The organism is Campylobacter sp. IFREMER_LSEM_CL2194 (assembly GCF_025771685.1).
Taxonomy (GTDB): domain Bacteria; phylum Campylobacterota; class Campylobacteria; order Campylobacterales; family Campylobacteraceae; genus Campylobacter_D.
Window position 1 is genome coordinate 18,236 of the sequence record NZ_JAKMQS010000010.1, and the last position, 20,460, is coordinate 38,695.

The window sequence follows — 20,460 nt, forward strand, 5'->3', positions numbered from 1 at the left end:
TTAGATTTTCCCTTTAAAAATAACAAAAGAAATCAAAGCCTCAACAGCAAAAAACCATAGATATTCAATACCAAATTTTAAAATTTCATTATTATCTAAATATGCTAAAAACACATCAAAAAGATAGATAAAAATATAAGCACACAAAGTAAATATAACGAGTAAATAATGACCTAGTTTTAACTTGCTTTTAAACCAATCGACAAAAAGATGATAAAAAACAAAAAAAGCTATCCATGAGCTAAAAAGATAAAATCCATGGATAATATCAACTAGCAAAAGATAAAATAAAGAAAAATACCATCTAAAATCAAGCTTATTAAGAGTTCTTTCTTTTTCTTTTAAAAGCACTATCATATAACAAAAAAACACCCCAAATAAAGGAGGCATCCAATAATACACAGAGCTTAGCACTTGATAAAAAATCAAAGATAAATAAAAAAATAAATAAGAAAAATCAAATCTATTTTTTACTAAATTTCTACTCCTCATACAAACCCAAGCTCTCTAAAATGATTTTTTGTTCTAATTTATCAATACCGCTTTTTTTCAAATTTGACACTAAGATAGCATTTTTATTTGTATTTAAAATTTTTGCTTTTTGACTTTGATTGAGCTTGTCTGCTTTTGTAAAAACTGTTATTTTTTTTTGATCAGCTCTAATAAAAGAATCCAAATATAAATCCAAATTTGCATCAATATCTAAATTTTCATGTCTTGAATCTATTAGATGGATAAAAAGCTTGATAGAACTGCGCTCTTTTAAAAACTCATCTAAATTTTTATTCCAAATAGCCTTAGTTTTTTTGCTCACTTTAGCATAACCAAAACCAGGCAAATCAATAAATATTAGTTTAAATTTATCCTCATCTTTTTTGCAATCAACTTCAAAAAAATTAATAAGTTGTGTTTTACCTGGAGTTGAAGAGCTTTTCGCTAAATTCTTATTTTTGCATAGTGTATTAATCAAAGAACTTTTACCCACATTAGAACGTCCTAAAAAGGCGATTTCAGTGTATATAGGTTGTGGTGCTTCGTCTATTTTGGAAGCAGAAATTAAAAATTTAGCATTTAATATCATTCTTTTACTTCAAATACAAATTTGGCAGGTTTTTTATCTTTACTCACTACTCTATAAGTCATATTTTTTCTATCTACTATGATTTTATCCCCTATGAGTTCTTTTTTTGTTTGCATTTCTGTAATTTTTGCATTGCCATTAATCTCATATGTATCCTTAGCCACATTATAAATAAACTCATCACCGCTTCCATGATAAGTTTTATCTTTCATCATGATTTTAAATTTAGCATCTTTAGTAGCTATATACTTGATGGGTTGTTTGTTTTTCATATAAATAACTAATTTTTGCGAATTTAAAACATCATTACCTTTTTTAACTTCTACATCACCGGTTAATACACTTGTTTCATTTTTTTCATCTAAGTAAAAATCCTTAGCGTAAACTTCTATTTTTTGTGCGCTAAATGCGAACAAATTTAACAAACACAAAAAAATTACTGCTCTAAAAACCATGCTTTTATTCCTTGAATTTTTAATTCTTTTTGATTTACATCATATAAAAAATTATCCCCAAAAACTTCATTTAAACCTATATATGCTTTAAAATTATCATTAGAAAATAAAATTTTATTTTTCATATCATAAGTTGCTTTTTGGGTAAAAATAGAAGTTTGGTTATAATCAAAATAACTTACATTACCTTCTAAAATGGATTTTTCTTCATTTCTTACTAATAAATCTGAACTTAAATTATAATCAAGCGCTTGAACTTTAAAATCATCAAAAATATCTTTGTCTTGATATTTTACCCAACGACTTGCCTGATATGTAGCCTTAATTACACTAGCATTTAACTCATAATCAAGCACATCAAAAGCTTGCATATTTGCCACATCTACCTTTTGTGGTTTTATGGCAAATAAATAAGGATCTTGAGTACTTAAAATCACCATAACAAAGGCAAATAAGCTCATTAATATAGCAAAAATTTTTATCGCCAAAGTTTATCCCATTGAGCTTGCATATTATTATGTTCAATTAAAATTTCAATCATCTCACTCACTGCTCCATTGCCACCTTTTCTATTTAAAACTTTATCAGTTTTTAAAGCCTTGTGTGCATCTTTTGGCTTGAAGCTATATCCAACTGTTTCAAGCAAACTCATATCATTATAATAATCCCCAATAGCGGCACATTGAGAAAAATCTAAATTTAATTTTTCTAAAATTTCTTTAGCGCAAGCTAGTTTATCACTAATACCTTGATAGACTAAATCAATTTTTAAATCCCTAGCTCTAAAATACACACACTCGCTAGTCCTACCCGTAATGATAGCAACTTTTTTACCAAGCTTTTGCCAAGCTTCAATTGCTGCGCCATCTTTTACATTAAATTCTTTAATCTCACCATAGTTTTGTGTATAGATGATTTTACCATCTGTTAGACAACCATCTACATCCAAAAAAATAAGTTCTATCATAATCTTACTCTCTTACTATAAACGCACCTGGGAAAGATCCACTATCGACAAAATCTCTTGCTTCTTGCTCACTTCTAAAACCTTTTAAAAATACTCTATGCAAGCCATCTTTAGCACTTGTTTGTATAGTTGAAGTATAAGAATTATAATTTTTGTATCTACTTGCTATTAGCTCTGCACCACTTTTATTTCTAAATGCTCCAATTTGCACCATAAAAGATCCACCTTGGAAAATATGACCACTATCAGCAATCTCTCCACTGCTGCCTAAATTAGAATTAGTATGAACTGAACCCGAACTTGCACTTGTTCCAAAGCCAATCACTTCAAGTCTTACAGGAGCTGTTCCAGATTGAATCATATCTATATCTCTTGCAGCCATATTAGATAAATCTATAATCCTACCTGCTACAAAAGGTCCTCTATCGTTAATCCTAACAGTGGTTTGACGATGATTTTTTAAATTAGTTACTTTTACTATGGTATTCATAGGTAAAGTTTTATGAGCTGCGGTATATGCGTGTTGATCATAAGTTTCACCATTAGAGGTTTTTTTACCATGAAAACCTGGTCCATACCAACTAGCTATACCATCAGCAGTCTCACCTACTTCTACTACTGTTGGATAATAAGTTTTACCATTAATAGTGTAAGGTTTCATAGTGCCTTTTAAGCTTGTATTATTATGCTTTATACTTTTAAAATCTCTTTCTGGGTAATACACAGTAGGCGTGCTAATAGGCACCATACTACAAGCACTAAATAAAACACCTACACAACTAACGACTAACGACTTTTGTATGAGAGTTTTTTGATATTTTTTGAGTTGTTTTGATTTTTGCATTATTATTCTCCTTAATTTTTAACACAAGTTTTTGATTGATATTGATTAAATTTCCTTTGATTTTATTATATTCTTTAATGCTTTCAACACTTATTTTGTGTTTTCTTGCAATAGTATAAAGACTATCACCTTCTTTTACTATATAAATTTTTGTATGCGGAATGGTTGTATCCACCTTAGCTAATTTTACATTCTCTAATGCCTTTTCTACAGCCACGCTTTTACTTAAAGGAATATACATATAATAATCTTTTTTATCAGGTGGAGTGAAGTCATAATTAAAATGTGGATTATAACGTTTAAATTCATTATAAGACATTTTAGCTACTTTGGCAAGCTCTCTTAAAGAAACACTTGGTGGAACTGAGATTTTTTTAACTTCACTTGATAGGGCATAATTAAGCAAAGCGCTATCTTGAGAAATTAAAAAATCATTATTATTAGCCAAAAATGCCATAGTAAGAATTTTTCTAATAAAAATTCTAGTTTCTAATGGCAAGTATTTTTTATCAGGATCAAGTAAGGTTCTTAAATCATCACTTTTTGCTTTTTTTATAGCTTGACGTAATTTACCATCACCACAATTATAAGCTAAAATAGCCAAATACCATTTTCCAAACTGCTCTTTTAGTTGTTTTAAATAAGTAATAGCTGCATAAGTTGATTTTACTAAATCTTTTCTCTCATCTACATAAGGATCTATCCTTAAACCCAAAGTTTGTGCCGTTGGTTTCATAAATTGCCAAACACCTACTGCTTTAGTTCTTGAAATACTATGAATTTTTAAACCAGATTCTACAATCGCTAAGTATAAAAATTCTTGAGGAATATTTTCTTTTTCTAATATTTTACGGATAATCGGAGTGATTTTATAAAATTCCCTCATCGTATCTACTAAAGTTTTAGAATGCATATCCATGGAAGATTCTTTAAATTCTAAAAAAATCATATCACTGAGATAACTTGCTTCTATATCTAAATTTCTTAAGATTTGTGCTTGTTGCGTGTAATGCTCTGGAGTAAATTGCAAGGCCTTAGCATTTAAACATAATAATACTAAAATAAAAAACAAAAAGCTTTTTTTCATTATAAACCTTGGAAAAACAAACGATTAGCGTTAAAATTAGTAAGTTTTATTATTTCATTTTTTGATAAATTTAAAAGTTCAGCCATTTTTTGAGCTACAAAATGCGTCAAAATAGGATCATTTACCTTGCCACGATGTGGTTCTGGGGTTAAATAAGGTCCATCTGTTTCTAAAACAAGCTTATCTTTTGGAATTTTAGGCAAAACTTCTACTAGTTTTTTTGCATTTTTAAAAGTTAAAACCCCACCTATACCAAAATAAAAACCATCATCTGCTAGCTGAAGTAAAAGCTCACTAGCATTAAAACAATGCAAAACACCACCTTGCAAATCTTTTGCATATGTTTTTAAAATATTAAAACTATCTTCATTAGCTTCACGCACATGAACAATCAAAGGCTTTTTATATTCGATAGCTAGCTGAATTTGAGCTATAAAAACTTCTTTTTGCTTTGCTTTTATTTCATCCTCATCAACCCTTAAACGATAATAATCAAGCCCACACTCACCCACTGCAATGCATTTTTTATCATTTATAAATTCTTTTAAAACATCCAAATCAAAATCATCTATATCATAAGGATGTACCCCACAAGAAAAATACACATTTTCATAATCATGTGCAATCTCTCTTGCTCTTGGCAAATCTTTTATATCCGCTCCAGGTATGATGATTTTATCTACTCCATTAGCAAAGGCATGATTTAACATCTCATCCAAACATCCAAAATAAGCTTGATTATCTAGATGACAATGTGTATCTATGATTTTTTCGCTAAAATCACAATCTAAAAACATACCTCTACCCTATTTTTACCATTAGCCTTAGCTAAATCTAGTGCCTTTTGAGCATTATCAAGCAAATCTTGTATTTGGCTTGTTTTACCTCCAAAAGCAACTCCTACAGAAATACTATAATCAACCTCATCTAAAGCTATTAAAACACTTTCTTTAGCAATATTTACTCTTATATTTGAAAAAGCTTTCAATGCTTCTTTATTATCTGTATTTTTTAAAAGTACGTAAAATTTACCATCTTCAATTCTAGTTGCCAAATCCATACCGCGAATTTGATCTTTGATTTTTTTAGCTGTGTGTTTAATCACTCCATCGCCACAATCATAACTTAGTTCATAGTTAATTGTTGCAAGATTGTCTATATCAATTAATGCTAAAGCTAATTCTTCATTTTCTTGCATATCTTCTAAATAATCTAAAAATCTTTTTTCAAAATTTGCATAATCATCAAGTCCTGTTAGCAAATCTTTACCCAAACTATACTCATCAAGTAAAACACATTTTTGCATATAATCTAAGCAATTATTCACTCTACAATTAAGTGATTCTTTTTGGAAAGGTCTAATCACATAGTCATTTACGCCCTTTCTAAAAGCCCTTGCCTCTAGCGCATCATCTTTATCTCCAACCATGATCACACCAAGTTCTATCTTAGAATATTTTGAGCGAATTTCTACAAGCAAATCTTCTCCATTAATTACAGGCATAGTTGCATCACAAATTACCAATTTTGTATCAGGATTATCACTAAGATAACTTAGCGCTTCTTCTCCATGTGCTGCTGCTAAAACATTGAAAAGTTGATTATTAAGATTTTTTTTCATTTCTGCGCGTAAAGTTACATTAGCGATTGCTAAAATTATCTTAGTTTTATTGTTTTTTTGAAGCATTCTAATGGAACTTAGCATTTCATCAATACAGCTTTCGCTTTCTTTTTGAATATAACCTATAATATCTTTTTCCATAAATTTCTTACGCGTTTGCCCATCACTACTTCCTGTAAGCACTATAGCAGGAATATTTTTTTCTAAAACCACATCCACCACTTCTCCATTGGGAGCATCTGGTAAACAAAGATCTACAAAAGCCATAAAATAATCATTTTTCACTAATTCTTTAGCACTATTCATATCAAAAGCAACATCTACTTTTAAACCCAAAGTATTTTCTACTTTTTTTGCCAAAAGCTTTGTGAGCATTTTGTTATCATCAATAATTAAAATTTTTTCTTCCATAGCCAACTCTCTTTATAATTTCAAAGTATAATTATAACATATAGAAATTTACTTTTTGTTTTTAAAGTAAAGTTCTAGTAAATTCTAAAGCCTCTTGTGTGATATTTTCCCCACTTACCATTCTAGCAAGTTCTCTTACTCTTTCTTCTTTTTCTATTTTTCTTACCCTACTTTCATTTCCTATTTTTTCTACTAAAAAATGATTGCTTGCTTTTGATGAAAGCTGTGGTAAATGTGAAATTGCAAAAATTTGATAAAACTTAGCAAGCTCTTTTAATACTTCAGCTATACTCATAGCTTCTTTGCCACTTAAATTTGCATCAATTTCATCTAAAAATATTATCCCACTAGCTTTATTAGTAACATTGCATTCTGTTGCAATAAAAGAAAGTCTTAGACGGTTTATCTCGCCTGAACTTAAATTTTTTAAACTAGCCTCATTGATATTTAAACTCACTTCATCTTTACCTAAAATACTTAAAGCACAATCTTTAAGTTCTAATTTAACTTCTTTCATATAAAGTTTTTCAAGATAAAAATTCAGTAATTTTTCAAGCTCTTTTAATCTTTTTTTACGCAAAGTACTTAATTTTTGACTTTTCTCATCTAAAAGTATTTTAGTACTTTGTACTTTTTCTTCTAATTCCTTTTTTTCAAAACTTAAATTTTCATAATGAGCTAATTCTGCCTTTTTCTTCTCTAAAGCTTCTAAAGCTTCTTCTATGCTTCCATATTTTGAAATCAAAGAAGAAAGTTTTTCTATCCTATCAAGCACTTCTTCTATATCAAAATCAAAATCATCAAAACTTTGATTTTCCCACACTGCCCTTAGCTCATTTAAACACTCTGAAAAAAATGAACTATCAACATCACTAATTTGCAAAGCTTCAATCACTGCTGATTCTAACTCAAAAATTCTACTTGCCCTATTCCAAGCTGCATCGATTTTGTCTTTTTTTGAAAGCCTTTTTTTAAAACTCATTAATTCATCAAATTCGCCAATTTTTGGATTAATGCTTTGGATTTTTTGTATTTCAAAGCTCGTAAATTCTTTTAATTCTTCTACCTTTTTTTCTTCTTCTTGAATTTTTTCTAATTTAGTTTTATTTTCCATATATTCTTTATAAATATTTTTATATTCATTTAAAAAATCTTGAAATTTCTTATCCTCTTTTGATTGCATAAAATCAAGTAAGTTTAAAAACCTTTCATTTGAGAACTCATTATTTTCCTTAGCTGAAAGATATTTTACAAATTTCTTAGAAAGCAAGGCTAAATTCTTTTTTGAAATAAGTTGATTATTGATAAAATAACGCGAGCTTTTATCTTTTAAAAGTTTAAATACGTTTAATTCTTCATTTTCAATACCAAACTCATCTAATTCAAGCTCATCATTTAACAAAATTTCTACCATTTTAGCTTCACTCTCACTTAGAGCAAATGCTGCCAAAATAGCCTTAAAAAGTACAGACTTTCCAGCACCACTTAAACCAGTAAAGACAGTAAGTCCAGCTTCTAAGTCTAATTTTGCTTGTTTAAAACCTAAATTTTCTTTAATCAAAATACTTTCTATCATCACTTACCCCAATTTAACTTTTCTTTTAAAACTTGGAAATAATCTCTATCTTTTTTATGTATAAAACTAAGTTGTTTTTTACTAAGTCCTATAAGAATTTTATCATATTCTTTAGGATCAATCACTTCTTGCCCATCTAAATACAGTAAACAATGCTCAACTTTTAATTCAAGCTCAAAGCCATAAGGCAAAACTATAGGTCTTTGGGTTAAAGAATGAGAACAAACTGGCGTTAAAACAAAAATTTCACTCCAAGGATGCACTATAGGTCCGCCTGCACTAATATTATAAGCAGTTGAGCCACTTGAGCTAGCTATAATCAAACCATCTCCATAATAAGCATTAAAAAGTTTATTTTCAAAAAAAACTTCCACATTTGCCATTAAAGCATTATCACGAGAAAAAACCGCATCATTAAAAGCAAATTTTTTAATGATTTTGTTTTTTTTACAAAGCGTTATTTGAAGCATTTTGGCTTTTTCTATTTTAAAATCACTTTTAAAAAAATCTTTAAAAAAACTTTCTACCTCATTAAAAGAAAGAGCTGTTAAAAAACCTAAATTTCCTGCATTTATACCCAAAATAGGCTTTTTAGCTTGATAAACTTGTCTACATAAAGACAAAAGCGTACCATCTCCACCCAGAGAAATCAAAAAATCTAATTCTTGTAAATCTTTTAGATTAATTTTTTCTTGCTCTAGCAACACAAGCTCTATATTTTTTTGCAAAAAAATTGCTCTTAAAAAATCAATTTGCTTGTTTAAATTTGTATTTAACCTACAAAATAAGCCTATTTTTTGAATTTTTTCTATATTTATATTTTTTTTCATAAAAAAATTATAACAAAACTTAGCTAAGCAAAAGAATAAAATACTATAATAACAAAATTGAACAAATATTAAGCTAAGGAAAAATTTTGAGAACTCATTATAATACAGAGCTTAACATACAAAATGTTGGCGAGGAAGTAACATTATGTGGTTGGGTAAATTCTTACCGTGATCATGGAGGTGTAATTTTTATCGATCTTAGAGATCGTAGCGGACTTATACAGTTAGTATGTGATCCTGCAGATAATCAAGAAGCACATAATATAGCTTCATCAGTAAGAAATGAATATGTTTTAATAGCACAAGGTAAAATTCGCCCACGCGGTGAAGGACTTGTAAATCCAAAATTAAAAACTGGAGAAATAGAAGTTGTTATAAGCAAACTTACTATTGAAAATGAAAGCGCTGTAGTGCCTTTTGCTATAGGTGATGAAAGCGTAAATGAAGAATTAAGATTAAAATATAGATTTTTAGATTTAAGAAGTAAAAAGCTTTATGATAATTTTGCTCTAAGATCAACTGCTTGTATAGCAGCAAGAAATTCTTTATCAAAAATGGGATTTTTAGAAGTTGAAACTCCTATTTTAACTAAAGCCACTCCAGAAGGTGCAAGGGATTATTTAGTACCATCACGCGTACATCAAGGCGAATTTTATGCCTTACCTCAAAGTCCTCAACTTTTCAAACAACTTTTAATGTGTTCAGGATTTGATAGATATTTTCAAATTGCAAAATGCTTTAGAGATGAGGATTTAAGAGCAGATCGCCAACCTGAATTTACTCAAATAGATATAGAAATGAGTTTTTGTGAGCAAAAAGATATCATAGCTATGGCAGAAAATTTACTTAAAGATATTTTCAAAGCTTGCGGAAAAGAAATTAGCATACCTTTTAGACAAATGAGTTATAAAGAAGCTATGGAAAATTATGGCTCTGATAAGCCTGATTTAAGATTTGATATGAAATTTATTGATGTGATTGATATTTTTTCAAAATCAAATAACGAAATTTTTACAAATATCGCAAAAGATACGAAGAAAAATCGCATTAAAGCTTTAAGAGTTCCAAAAGGCGATACGATTTTTTCTAAACGCCAAATGCAAAGATTTGAAGATTTTGTACGCAAATTTGGGGCAGCAGGACTCGCATTCATACAAATGAAAGAAGATGGTCCTAAGGGTCCACTTTGTAAATTCTTTAGCAAAGAGGATTTAAATGCTTTAATCCAAAGATGTGAATTAGAAGTTGGAGATGTAGTATTTTTTGGTGCAGGAGCTAAGAAAACCGTGCTTGATTATATGGGTAGATTTAGATTATTCCTCGCTGATGAAATGAAAATTATTGATGAGGATAAATTAGAATTTTTATGGGTTATTGATTTTCCTATGTTTGAACAAAATGATGATGGAAGCTATTCTGCAATGCACCATCCATTTACTATGCCAAAAAATATTGACGAGCAAGATTTAGAAGAAATTAATTCTATTGCACATGATGTGGTGTTAAATGGTGTAGAATTAGGTGGTGGTAGTATAAGAATTCATAAAAGCCCTATCCAACAAAAAGTCTTTAAGCTTTTAAATATTAATGAAGAAGAGCAAAGAAAGAAATTTGGTTTCTTACTTGATGCATTAAGCTTTGGAGCACCGCCACATGGTGGTATAGCAATAGGCCTTGATAGACTTATCATGCTTTTAACAAAATCTTCAAGCATTAGAGAAGTCATAGCTTTTCCTAAAACACAAAGAGCACAATGTCTTATGACTCAAGCTCCAAGCGAAGTAAGCAATGAACAAATGAGAGAATTAGGTATAAGATTAAGGGAGAATACTAAATGAAACAATTATTTTTAATTATAGGTGCACCAGGTAGTGGTAAAACAACCGATGCAAGCATCATAGCTAAAGATGATGCAAGCGTTACTCACTATTCTACAGGTGATTTACTAAGAGCAGAAGTGGCTAGTGGAAGCGAACTTGGAAAGACTATCGATAGCTTTATTTCTAAGGGAAATTTAGTTCCTTTAGAAGTGGTAGTTAATACCATCATCACTGCTTTAAAAAATGCACCAACTAATACTATATTAATAGATGGTTATCCAAGAAGTGTTGAACAAATGCTTGAGTTTGATAAGGTATTAAAAAACCAAAGTGAAGTAATTTTAAAAGGTGTTATAGAAGTTAAAGTTAGCGAAGAAGTTGCTAGAGAAAGAGTTTTAGGACGTGCTAGAGGTGCTGATGATAACGAAGAAGTTTTCAATAATAGAATGAAAGTTTATTTAGAACCTTTAGAAGAAATAACAAATTTTTATACTAAAGAAAATATCCACCATATAATCAATGGTGAAAGAAGTATTGAAGCTATCGTAGCTGATATGAAAAATTTAATCAATGATTTATTAAAATAAAGGATAAAAAATGGATATTAGCAAAATCAAAGTTGGAGAAGTACCAAACAAACTTAATGCAGTTATTGAAATTCCTTATGGATCAAACATTAAATACGAACTTGACAAAGAAAGCGGAGCCATCATGGTTGATCGTGTAATGTATTCAGCTATGTTTTATCCAGCAAACTATGGTTTTATACCAAACACTCTTGCAGATGATGGCGATCCTATTGATGTTTTAGTTTTAAATGAATACCCTATCCAAGCAGGAGCTGTGATTCCTTGTCGTTTAATAGGAGTATTATTGATGGAAGATGAAAGTGGTATGGATGAAAAATTACTTGCTGTTCCTGTAAGTAAAATTGACCCAAGATATGATAATATTAAAAGTTTAGATGATTTACCAAAAGCGAGCTTAGATAAAATCAAAAATTTCTTTGAAACATATAAAATGCTTGAACCAAACAAATGGGTAAAAGTAAAAGAATTTGCAGGTATTGAAAAAGCAAGTGAAATTTTAGAAAATTCTATTAAAAATTATAAATAATCAAAGTCCTTTTAAGGACTTCACAAAGGATAAAAAATGAAAAGTATTATTGCTTTTAGTATAGCTTTTGTGGTGCTAATAGGCGCTAGTATTGGTTTTTATATGTGGTATTTTGAAGATGATTCAAATACTTATGTATATGATTATAAAAAAAGTAGTTCTTATCAAAGCTACACTCCACCAAGCACTCAATACAATCAAGAAAGAAATAATATAAGTGATAATACTTACTACCAACCACAGCAAACAAACCAAGAGCCTTTAAAAGAAGAAACTCCGGTACAAAATAATCCTATCATAGATGAAAATACAAGCACTCAAGAAGTTGCTCCAACAACCCAAACAAATATAGCTGAAGTTTCTAAAAATGAAATTACTACACCTAAAGTAGTCCAAAAAGAAGAAAAAACTCCAGTTGAAAACAACAAACAAACAAGCGTAAAAAAAGAAAAAACAACAAAATATAAAAATACCATGCAAGAATACATTGCAAAAGGCAAAACTAGCAGATATGAGCCAAGATTGAGTGATGATTTTGTTAAAGTTTATGTGCTAGATGGAAAAAGCTTAAGTGATTATAGAGTTGATATGCTAAAAGAAATGATTAATCCTATTAAAGTTAATTCCCAAGATTATAATTTAACTATTTTTATCGATATGCTATCAAATGATAATATGAAATTAAGCATATATAATAAAGATATTGTTTTTGCTAAAAATAAGAAAAAATATAATTATGTAGATGTTAAAATTTCTGATTTGAAATTTTTATTTGAAAGAAATGGATATAGCGAATACAGCAATGAAAATTTACTTGAAAAAATCAATCAAAATCTAGCAAGAGAAGATATAATCAAAAGAATTAAATTTCAAGGTTATGCAGACGATAGAGGTAGTACTTTTGCAAACTACATGATAGGATTAAATAGAGCAATGAATGTAGCTAAACATTTCTTTAGCTTTACTGAGGTTATAGAAATAGAATCTTTAGGAAAAGACACCTACCCTACTAAAGATAAATCTGATTCTCAAAGACAAAATAATCGTAAAGTAGAAATTAGTTTTTTATAACTAATTTCTAAAATTCAAAACTTCTTTAACAATTTTAAGCTAACATAACAATTTATTTTCATTCTCAAGGTAGCAATTATGTATGATAAATCACTAGAAAAAGAATATTATAAAATTTGCGAAGAACGCGGATATTTTGAAATCAACGGCAATGAAAAAATTCAAGAAAAAGGTAAAAACTTTTGTATTATGATGCCACCACCTAATGTAACAGGCGTTTTACACATAGGTCATGCTCTAACTTGTACTTTACAAGATATCACGACGCGTTATAAAAGAATGGATGGTTATAAGACTCTTTATCAACCAGGGCTTGATCATGCAGGCATTGCAACACAAAATGTTGTAGAAAAACAACTTTTAGCTCAAGGTATTAAAAAAGAAGAACTTGGTAGAGAAGAATTTATAAAAAAAGTATGGGAATGGAAAGAGCAAAGCGGTGGCACTATAGTTAAGCAAATGCGAATTTTGGGTATCACTCCTGCTTGGAGTCGCTTGCGCTTTACTATGGATGAGGGTTTGGTAAATGCAGTAAAAAAAGCCTTTGTAGATCTTTATGATAAAAAGCTTATTGTGCGTGGAAATTACATGGTAAATTGGTGTACTCATGATGGAGCATTAAGCGATATAGAAGTAGAACATAAAGAAAATAAAGGAAAATTATATTATTTAAAATATTTCTTAGAAAATTCTCAAGAATTCATCGTAGTAGCCACTACAAGACCAGAAACTTATTTTGGCGATAGTGCTGTGATGGTTAATCCAAACGATGAAAGATTTAAACACTTAATAGGCAAAAATGTCGTTTTGCCTTTAATAGATAGAAAAATTCCTATTATTGCTGATGAGCATGTAGATATGGAATTTGGCACAGGCTTTGTGAAAGTAACCCCAGCACATGACCATAATGACTATGAAGTAGGCTTAAGACATAAACTTGAATTTATTACTATCTTTGATGAAAAAGGTATTTTAAATGAACATTGCTTGCATTTTAAAGGCTTAGAAAGATTAAAAGCAAGAGATACTATTATAAAAGAATTACAAGAAAAAGGTTTTGTTGAAAAAATAGAAGACTATACTAATCAAGTAGGATATTGCTATCGTTGTAAAAATGTAGTAGAACCTTACATTTCTAAACAATGGTTTGTAAAAAATGAAATCGCAAAAGAAAGCATAGAAAAAGTTAATCTTGGTGGAAGCAAATTCTACCCTGCACATTGGATTAATAGCTTTAATGCTTGGATGAGAGATTTAAAAGATTGGTGTATTTCAAGACAACTTTGGTGGGGTCATCAAATTCCTGTGTATTATTGTGAATGCTCTCATGAATGGGCAAGCGAAGAAACTCCAAGTCAATGTCCAAAATGCCAAAGCACTAATTTCAAACAAGACCCTGATGTTTTAGACACTTGGTTTTCTTCTGGTCTTTGGGCTATGAGTACTTTAGGTTGGGGTAATAAAGACTGGAGCAAAAACACACTTTGGCGTGAAGATGACTTAAAAGATTTTTATCCAAATTCTTTATTAATCACCGGCTTTGATATTTTATTTTTCTGGGTTGCAAGAATGATGTTTCAAAGTACTAATGCCTTAGGTGAGCTTCCTTTTAAAGATATATATTTACATGCTTTGGTTAAAGATGAGCAAGGTAGAAAAATGAGTAAGTCTTTAGGCAATGTCATTGATCCTGTGCAAAGTGTGGATGAATACAGTGCTGATATCTTGCGTTTTACTCTTGCTCTTTTAGCTATCCAAGGTAGAGATATAAAATTAAGCAATGACAAACTCATACAAGTTAGAAATTTTACCAACAAGCTTTATAATGCAAGCAAATTTTTACTTTTAAATGAAGAAAAATTTGAAGATTTAGATAAAAGCAAAATTCAAACTAACTTGGCAAAATACATACTGTCTCGTTTTGAAGTATGCGTAAAAGAAACAAGAGAAAATTTAGATAATTACCGCTTTAATGATGCTGCAAATACTTTGTATAGATTTTTCTGGGATGAATTTTGTGATTGGGGGATTGAGCTTAGTAAGGCTGAAAAATCAAGCATAAAAGAACTTGGAAGCATTTTTAAAGAAGCATTAAAACTTTTAAATCCTTTCATGCCATTTATTAGTGAGTATTTATACCATGAGTTAAGTAAAACTTCTATCCAAACTCATGAGTCTATAATGATTTCAAAATATCCTAAATTTAATTCTAGAAATGAAAAAATCGAAAAATTATTTAATATCATTATAGAAAGCATAGTGAGTTTACGCCGTGCAAAAACCCTAGTAGAGCTTGCAAATGCAAAAATTCAAAAAGCTTGTATAAAATTAAACGATGAGAGTTTAATAGCTGAGTTAAAAAATTACACTAATTTTATCTCAACACTTGCAAAATGTGAAAACATCGAGTTTATTAGTACAAATTTAGAAAAATCCATTAGAGATGTAAGTGAGAATTTAGAAGTATTTATACCAACTCAAGATCTTGATTTAAGCGGTGTTTTAAATAGACTTAATAGTCAAAAAACAAAACTTGAAAAAGAATTTAACAGGCTAGATGCTATGATGAAAAATGAAAAATTTATCTCTAATGCACCGGCTGCGGTTGTTGAGCAAAATAAAACTCAACTTGAAAGCATTAAAACTCAACTTGAAAAAATCAATGATGAAATTTCTAATTTAGAAGGCTAATAAGTGATAAAAATACAAAATCTTAAAAAATATTATGGCAAAGAATTAGTTATAAATGATGTTTCTTTAGAAGTTAAAGAAGGAGAAATTTATGCTCTTGTTGGACACAGCGGAGCAGGAAAATCAACTTTGCTAAGATGTATTAATGGTTTGGAAAATTATCAAAGCGGTAGTGTGGAAGTTTTTGGTAAAGAAATAGCTACTTTAAAAGAAAAAGAGTTAAGAGTATTTAGAAAAGATATAGGGATGATTTTTCAACATTTTGCACTTATGAGTAGAAAAAATGTATTTGAAAATGTAGCTATGCCTTTAGAAATTCATAATTTTGATAAAAGCACAATTCAAAAAAGAGTTAATGAACTTTTAGATCTTGTGGGACTTTTAGCTAAAAGCAAAGCTTATCCAAATGAGCTAAGTGGTGGGCAAAAACAAAGAGTAGCCATAGCTAGAGCCCTTGCTTTAAATCCTAAAATTTTACTAAGCGATGAAGCTACTTCTGCACTTGATCCAAATACTACAAATAACATTTTAGAGCTTATTGCCAAAATCAATCAAGAATTTAACATCAGTGTAGTATTAGTAACTCATGAAATGGAAGCAGTAAAACAAATAGCTCAAAAGGCTGTATTATTAGAACATGGACAAATCATAGGTCAAGGGAAAATCGAGGATTTATTCTTAAAACCAAGTGAAAAAATGCGTGAATTCTTAGGTGAAAGTGATTTTTTACCACAAAATGGAGTCAATGTGCGCTTATATTTTTGCAAAGAAAAAGCAAACCAAAGCATAATCACTCATATGGCTAGAAGCTTAAATATTGATTTTAATATAGTTTGGGGTAAGATAGAAAAACTAAACAACAATGCTTTAGGAAATTTGGTGATCAATATAGAAGCTAAAGATCAAGAAAGAGTTTTAAATTATTTACAAGAAAATGGCGTTATTTGGGAGCTTGTATAATGAACTTAGAAGCAATTTTAAGAAATTTTGAAAATATACTTTATCCAGCATTACTAGAAACTCTTTATATGAGTTTTACAGCCACTTTTTTAGCCTTTTTAATTGCACTTATCCCTGCAATTGTACTTACTGTTACTGATAAAGGCGGCTTATGGGAAAATAAAAGCATTTATAGTGTGCTTGATTTTATCATTAATATTTTAAGATCTTTTCCATTTTTAGTGCTCATTGTAGTTTTAAGTCCTTTTACAAAATATCTTATTGGCATTAGCATAGGTACAACTGCTACGATAGTGCCACTTACCATAGGAATTGCACCTTATTTAGCTAAAATGATTGAAAGTGCATTTAAAGAAATTGATCCTGCTATCATTGAAGCAGCAAGATCTTATGGAGCTAGCAAAGCACAAATCATCTTTAAAGTTATGTTTAATGAGGCTTTGCCAAGTATTATTAATGGTATTACTTTAATTTTAATTATTGTTATTGGATTTTCCGCTATGGCAGGAACTGTTGGTGGTGGTGGCTTGGGTGATGTGGCTATTCGCTATGGATATGAACGTTTTAGAACTGATATTATGATTCAAACTGTTGTGATTTTAATTATACTAGTGCAAATCATACAATTTATAGGAAATATTCTTTATAAAATCACCAAAAGATAAACAATGAAACATAAACTTGGTATTTTGCTAGCAGCAACTAAAAATTCAAGCTTTACCATAGGAACCTTGCTCATTAATATCATGGATGTTATGGGTGAAAAGGTGGATGTATTTTATATTTTACATGATGGCTTTAGCTTGAATGATCAAAATATCATGCGAAAAATTGTTAAAAACAAAACAATTAAATTTATTCCTTTTACTCAAGAAGATTTTTTAGCCACTCTTAGTAAAAATCAAAATGATATTGATAATTTATTTTTCTTAAAAAGATGGACGCATATGGCTTTTGCAAGATTTGAAGCTTTTAAGTTTTTAGATGAATGCGAGAGTATTATTTATCTTGATTTTGATGTTTTGCTTTTAAAAAGTATAGATGAACTTAGTAAATTAAGAGCTAGAAAATATCATTTTGGTGCAAGATTAGGTAAAACTTTGCTTCTTGAAAGCCTGCCTGCAAAAAAAGAGCATCATCAAAAACGTACGTATTTAACTGGAATTTTAGTCTTTACCGATCTTATACCTAATCCTTTGCAGTGTTATCAATTTATATATAAACATTTAAACGAAAACATTCAAAATTTAAACGATCAAGGATTGTTTACACTACTGGTGCTAGAACACAAATTTAAAATAAAAGATTTAAAAGATACTTATAATGGAAATATTGATTATAGAACCAATTTATCACAAAAAGCTTCTATAACACATGCTGAAGGTAGTAATAATCGTTTTTGGAATAATGTTTTATGCAATCAAACATGGCCTAAATGGCAAGAGTATTATGAAAAATGGTTAAAACTTGGTGGAAGTAGATATTTAGATGGAATAAAAGCTATTAACACTCAAGCAAAAGCAAGAATAAGATATCATTTATCATACAAACTAGGTTATGCTTTTATAGAATGTACTAAAAATAAGAAAAAAATTCCTTTTTTACCTTTTACTCTACTAAAGATTTACTATAAACACACAAAACTTGCCAAGCAATATCAAAAAGATTTAAAAACAAAACCTTATCTTAAACTTCCACCTTTATCAAGCTATGATGATTATAAAAGCGAAGGTATTAAAAATCAAAATACTTATTCTTATAAAATTGGAAAAGCCCTTATTAATGCTCAAAAAAGTTGGTATAAAGGTGGTTATGTAGATTTTATAAAAGAACTTAAACATTTTGCCAAAGAATATAAAAACAAACAAAAATAAAACTTTTCTTATCTTATTAATATTTTTATAATATAATCAAGCATTTTAAACTATAAAAAGGAGTTAAAATGAAATTGTTAAAATTGCTCGCTGCAAGCACAATTTTAGGTGCAAGTTTATTTGCTAATGAAGTTATCACTGTAGGTGCAACACCTGTTCCTCATGCTGAAATTTTAGAACAAACTAAAGATTTGCTAAAAAAAGAAGGTTACACATTGGAAATTAAAGAATTTAATGACTATGTTTTACCAAATCTTAGTACAGATAGTAAAGAACTTGATGCAAATTTTTTCCAACATCAGCCTTATTTAGATGAGTTTAATGCTAATAAAGGTACAAAATTAATTAGCGTTGCAAAAATTCACATCGAACCAATGGCAGTTTATTCTAAAAAATATAAAAACATCCAAGATCTTCCACAAAATGCTACCATAGCTGTACCAAATGATCCGACAAATGAAAGTAGAGCTTTAGATATTATCGCTAGCACCAAGCTCGTTAGTTTTGAAAATAGCACATTAAAAACTCCACTTGATATTAAAGATAATCCAAAAAATATCAAATTTAAAGAGTTAAAAGCAGCACAACTTCCAAGAGCTTTAGATGATGTTGATTTTGCAGTGATTAACTCAAACTATGCCTTATCAGCAAACTTAAATCCTGTGAAAGATTCTATTTTAATAGAAAGCAAAGAAAGTCCTTATGCCAATATCTTAGTAACCACTCAAGATAATAAAGACAATCCTAAAATCAAGGCTTTAGTAAAGGCTTTACAAAGTCAAAAAGTAAAAGACTTTATCAATGAAAAATACCAAGGTGCAGTAGTCCCTGCATTTTAAAACAAACCTTGAGTTTTAAAACTCAAGGTTATTTATTTTTAATAAGCTCTGTGGTAATTTTAGCTATTTCTAATTCTTCTTCTGTTGGAATAATTAAAATTTTAATTTTAGAGTCTTTTTTACTAATCTCACCATTTCTAAGTTGTGCATTTTTATCTAAATCTATATCAAATCCCAAATGCGCTAGTCTTTGGCATACTTTTGCTCTAACAATATTATCATTTTCGCCTATACCAGCTGTAAAAATCAATGCATCAACTCTAGGCAAAATCGCAAAATAAGAACCGATATATTTACTTAAACGATAACAAAACATATCAAGAGCAAGTCTTGCTTTTTCGTTATTTTGTTCAATTTGAGCTTCAATATCTCTAAAGTCATTAAACCCACAAATTCCATAAACCCCACTTTTTTTATTCATTATAGTGTCTAAATCAGATGGGTTTAAATTTAATTCTTTTGCTAAAAATGGTAATACAGCAGGATCAATATCTCCACATCTAGTTCCCATAATCAAACCTTCTAGCGGTGTAAAGCCCATAGAAGTATCTACACATTTTCCATTTTCTATAGCACAAACACTCGCACCATTTCCAAGATGAGCGCTAATTGCATTAAATTCATTAATATTTTTACCAAGTATATGTGCAGCTTGCTTGCTTACATAAGAATGTGATGTACCGTGAAAGCCGTATTTTCTAACTTGGTGTTTTTCATAAAACTCATAAGGTAAAGCATACATATAAGCATAATCAGGCATACTTTGATGAAAAGCTGTGTCAAAAACTGTCACATTAGGAACTTTTGGAGCAGCTTTTATCATAGTTTTAATACCTATTAAATGCGCAGGGTTATGTAAAGGTGCTATGTGAGCAACTCTATCAATTTCTTTTAAAATTTCATCATCTACCAAACAATGCTTGGTTAAATTTGGGCCTCCATGAACTATCCTATGTCCACATCCATCAAGCTCATTTAAATCATGTAAAATTCCACTTTGAGCAAATAGTTCATTTACTAATTCAATACCTTGTTCATGATCTTTAATCGCTAATTCTTTTTTATATTTTTGACCACTTTTTAGATCTTTTAACTCTATTTTAGAGCTTTGCTCGCCTATTTTTTCCACCAAACCAGATGCTAAAGCCTCATCTTTTTCAAAAAGCTTAAATTTAATTGAAGATGAACCTGAATTTAAAACCAATATTTTCATTTTT

20 protein-coding genes and 1 pseudogene are annotated in these 20,460 nt (G+C 29.5%); 9 read left to right on the plus strand and 12 right to left on the minus strand.

Going from position 1 to position 20,460, the window contains the following annotated elements; translation table 11 throughout:
- The 11 genes from L8V79_RS06180 to L8V79_RS06230 form a co-directional block, all read right to left on the minus strand.
- Positions 1 to 492, minus strand: coding sequence for a hypothetical protein (locus tag L8V79_RS06180; protein ID WP_263664127.1), 492 nt, complete (start codon positions 490 to 492; stop codon positions 1 to 3).
- Positions 482 to 1,081 carry a ribosome biogenesis GTP-binding protein YihA/YsxC gene (gene yihA, locus L8V79_RS06185; protein WP_263702900.1) on the minus strand — a complete coding sequence of 200 codons (600 nt, stop codon included), beginning with the start codon at positions 1,079 to 1,081 and terminating at the stop codon, positions 482 to 484. The genes L8V79_RS06180 and yihA overlap by 11 nt, the downstream gene beginning before the upstream one ends.
- Positions 1,078 to 1,536 carry a lipopolysaccharide transport periplasmic protein LptA gene (lptA, locus tag L8V79_RS06190; protein WP_263702901.1) on the minus strand — a complete coding sequence of 153 codons (459 nt, stop codon included), beginning with the start codon at positions 1,534 to 1,536 and terminating at the stop codon, positions 1,078 to 1,080. Before lptA ends, yihA begins: the two co-directional genes overlap by 4 nt.
- Positions 1,518 to 2,024 carry a hypothetical protein gene (locus L8V79_RS06195; protein ID WP_263683158.1) on the minus strand — a complete coding sequence of 169 codons (507 nt, stop codon included), beginning with the start codon at positions 2,022 to 2,024 and terminating at the stop codon, positions 1,518 to 1,520. Before L8V79_RS06195 ends, lptA begins: the two co-directional genes overlap by 19 nt.
- On the minus strand, positions 2,015 to 2,503 hold the full coding sequence (locus L8V79_RS06200) for an HAD hydrolase family protein (RefSeq protein WP_263702902.1): 489 nt from the start codon (positions 2,501 to 2,503) through the stop codon (positions 2,015 to 2,017). Before L8V79_RS06200 ends, L8V79_RS06195 begins: the two co-directional genes overlap by 10 nt.
- 4 nt (positions 2,504 to 2,507) lie before the next feature.
- Positions 2,508 to 3,347: a septal ring lytic transglycosylase RlpA family protein gene (locus L8V79_RS06205; RefSeq protein ID WP_263702903.1), complete on the minus strand. Its 840-nt coding sequence runs from the start codon at positions 3,345 to 3,347 to the stop codon at positions 2,508 to 2,510.
- A complete protein-coding gene (locus L8V79_RS06210) occupies positions 3,283 to 4,434 on the minus strand; it encodes a lytic transglycosylase domain-containing protein (RefSeq protein WP_263702904.1) in 1,152 nt (383 codons plus the stop codon). Before L8V79_RS06210 ends, L8V79_RS06205 begins: the two co-directional genes overlap by 65 nt.
- On the minus strand, positions 4,434 to 5,231 hold the full coding sequence (locus L8V79_RS06215) for a TatD family hydrolase (RefSeq protein WP_263702905.1): 798 nt from the start codon (positions 5,229 to 5,231) through the stop codon (positions 4,434 to 4,436). The genes L8V79_RS06210 and L8V79_RS06215 overlap by 1 nt, the downstream gene beginning before the upstream one ends.
- Complete coding sequence (locus L8V79_RS06220) at positions 5,222 to 6,466, minus strand: diguanylate cyclase (protein ID WP_263702906.1); 1,245 nt, start codon at positions 6,464 to 6,466, stop codon at positions 5,222 to 5,224. Before L8V79_RS06220 ends, L8V79_RS06215 begins: the two co-directional genes overlap by 10 nt.
- A 61-nt stretch (positions 6,467 to 6,527) precedes the next feature.
- Positions 6,528 to 8,042 (minus strand): AAA family ATPase, encoded by a 1,515-nt coding sequence (locus L8V79_RS06225; RefSeq protein ID WP_263664113.1) that lies wholly within the window; start codon positions 8,040 to 8,042, stop codon positions 6,528 to 6,530.
- Positions 8,042 to 8,872 (minus strand): NAD(+)/NADH kinase, encoded by an 831-nt coding sequence (locus L8V79_RS06230; RefSeq protein ID WP_263702908.1) that lies wholly within the window; start codon positions 8,870 to 8,872, stop codon positions 8,042 to 8,044. Before L8V79_RS06230 ends, L8V79_RS06225 begins: the two co-directional genes overlap by 1 nt.
- Before the next feature lie 86 nt (positions 8,873 to 8,958).
- Between L8V79_RS06230 and aspS the strand changes: the two genes are divergently transcribed.
- From aspS to L8V79_RS06275, 9 genes and pseudogenes are all read left to right on the plus strand, one after another.
- Positions 8,959 to 10,710: an aspartate--tRNA ligase gene (aspS, locus tag L8V79_RS06235; RefSeq protein ID WP_263702910.1), complete on the plus strand. Its 1,752-nt coding sequence runs from the start codon at positions 8,959 to 8,961 to the stop codon at positions 10,708 to 10,710.
- The gene (locus L8V79_RS06240; protein WP_263702911.1) at positions 10,707 to 11,279 is read left to right on the plus strand and encodes an adenylate kinase; all 573 of its coding nucleotides are present in this window, start codon (positions 10,707 to 10,709) and stop codon (positions 11,277 to 11,279) included. Before aspS ends, L8V79_RS06240 begins: the two co-directional genes overlap by 4 nt.
- Positions 11,280 to 11,289: 10 nt before the next feature.
- Positions 11,290 to 11,808: an inorganic diphosphatase gene (gene ppa, locus L8V79_RS06245; protein WP_120759358.1), complete on the plus strand. Its 519-nt coding sequence runs from the start codon at positions 11,290 to 11,292 to the stop codon at positions 11,806 to 11,808.
- Between the two features lie 36 nt (positions 11,809 to 11,844).
- A complete protein-coding gene (locus L8V79_RS06250; RefSeq protein WP_263702912.1) occupies positions 11,845 to 12,879 on the plus strand; it encodes a hypothetical protein in 1,035 nt (344 codons plus the stop codon).
- Positions 12,880 to 12,957: 78 nt separating this feature from the next.
- Positions 12,958 to 15,570 (plus strand): valine--tRNA ligase, encoded by a 2,613-nt coding sequence (locus tag L8V79_RS06255; RefSeq protein WP_263702914.1) that lies wholly within the window; start codon positions 12,958 to 12,960, stop codon positions 15,568 to 15,570.
- Between the two features lie 3 nt (positions 15,571 to 15,573).
- Positions 15,574 to 16,530: a methionine ABC transporter ATP-binding protein gene (locus L8V79_RS06260; protein WP_263702915.1), complete on the plus strand. Its 957-nt coding sequence runs from the start codon at positions 15,574 to 15,576 to the stop codon at positions 16,528 to 16,530.
- Positions 16,527 to 17,189 (plus strand): annotated as a pseudogene (locus tag L8V79_RS06265) (methionine ABC transporter permease); the annotation flags it as partial. The gene L8V79_RS06260 and the pseudogene L8V79_RS06265, both read left to right, overlap by 4 nt.
- Positions 17,190 to 17,198: 9 nt before the next feature.
- The gene (locus L8V79_RS06270; protein WP_263702916.1) at positions 17,199 to 18,404 is read left to right on the plus strand and encodes a glycosyltransferase; all 1,206 of its coding nucleotides are present in this window, start codon (positions 17,199 to 17,201) and stop codon (positions 18,402 to 18,404) included.
- A 68-nt stretch (positions 18,405 to 18,472) separates the two neighbouring features.
- The gene (locus tag L8V79_RS06275) at positions 18,473 to 19,243 is read left to right on the plus strand and encodes a MetQ/NlpA family ABC transporter substrate-binding protein (RefSeq protein WP_263702918.1); all 771 of its coding nucleotides are present in this window, start codon (positions 18,473 to 18,475) and stop codon (positions 19,241 to 19,243) included.
- Between the two features lie 28 nt (positions 19,244 to 19,271).
- On the opposite strand, the gene L8V79_RS06280 is transcribed toward L8V79_RS06275, so the two are convergent.
- Positions 19,272 to 20,456, minus strand: a complete 1,185-nt coding sequence (locus tag L8V79_RS06280) for an acetate kinase (protein ID WP_263702919.1) — start codon at positions 20,454 to 20,456, stop codon at positions 19,272 to 19,274.
- Positions 20,457 to 20,460: the final 4 nt, after the last annotated feature.

Bases quoted from the DNA above. Each gene is read 5' to 3' on its own strand.
- L8V79_RS06230 (WP_263702908.1), bottom strand. From the start codon at position 8,872: ATGAAAAAAAATATAAATATAGAAAAAATTCAAAAAATAGGCTTATTT.
- lptA (WP_263702901.1), bottom strand. From the start codon at position 1,536: ATGGTTTTTAGAGCAGTAATTTTTTTGTGTTTGTTAAATTTGTTCGCA.
- L8V79_RS06275 (WP_263702918.1), top strand. From the start codon at position 18,473: ATGAAATTGTTAAAATTGCTCGCTGCAAGCACAATTTTAGGTGCAAGT.
- L8V79_RS06255 (WP_263702914.1), top strand. From the start codon at position 12,958: ATGTATGATAAATCACTAGAAAAAGAATATTATAAAATTTGCGAAGAA.
- L8V79_RS06200 (WP_263702902.1), bottom strand. From the start codon at position 2,503: ATGATAGAACTTATTTTTTTGGATGTAGATGGTTGTCTAACAGATGGT.
- L8V79_RS06225 (WP_263664113.1), bottom strand. From the start codon at position 8,042: ATGATAGAAAGTATTTTGATTAAAGAAAATTTAGGTTTTAAACAAGCA.
- L8V79_RS06215 (WP_263702905.1), bottom strand. From the start codon at position 5,231: ATGTTTTTAGATTGTGATTTTAGCGAAAAAATCATAGATACACATTGT.
- yihA (WP_263702900.1), bottom strand. From the start codon at position 1,081: ATGATATTAAATGCTAAATTTTTAATTTCTGCTTCCAAAATAGACGAA.
- L8V79_RS06180 (WP_263664127.1), bottom strand. From the start codon at position 492: ATGAGGAGTAGAAATTTAGTAAAAAATAGATTTGATTTTTCTTATTTA.
- L8V79_RS06220 (WP_263702906.1), bottom strand. From the start codon at position 6,466: ATGGAAGAAAAAATTTTAATTATTGATGATAACAAAATGCTCACAAAG.
- L8V79_RS06210 (WP_263702904.1), bottom strand. From the start codon at position 4,434: ATGAAAAAAAGCTTTTTGTTTTTTATTTTAGTATTATTATGTTTAAAT.
- L8V79_RS06205 (WP_263702903.1), bottom strand. From the start codon at position 3,347: ATGCAAAAATCAAAACAACTCAAAAAATATCAAAAAACTCTCATACAA.
- ppa (WP_120759358.1), top strand. From the start codon at position 11,290: ATGGATATTAGCAAAATCAAAGTTGGAGAAGTACCAAACAAACTTAAT.
- L8V79_RS06270 (WP_263702916.1), top strand. From the start codon at position 17,199: ATGAAACATAAACTTGGTATTTTGCTAGCAGCAACTAAAAATTCAAGC.
- L8V79_RS06240 (WP_263702911.1), top strand. From the start codon at position 10,707: ATGAAACAATTATTTTTAATTATAGGTGCACCAGGTAGTGGTAAAACA.
- L8V79_RS06280 (WP_263702919.1), bottom strand. From the start codon at position 20,456: ATGAAAATATTGGTTTTAAATTCAGGTTCATCTTCAATTAAATTTAAG.
- L8V79_RS06250 (WP_263702912.1), top strand. From the start codon at position 11,845: ATGAAAAGTATTATTGCTTTTAGTATAGCTTTTGTGGTGCTAATAGGC.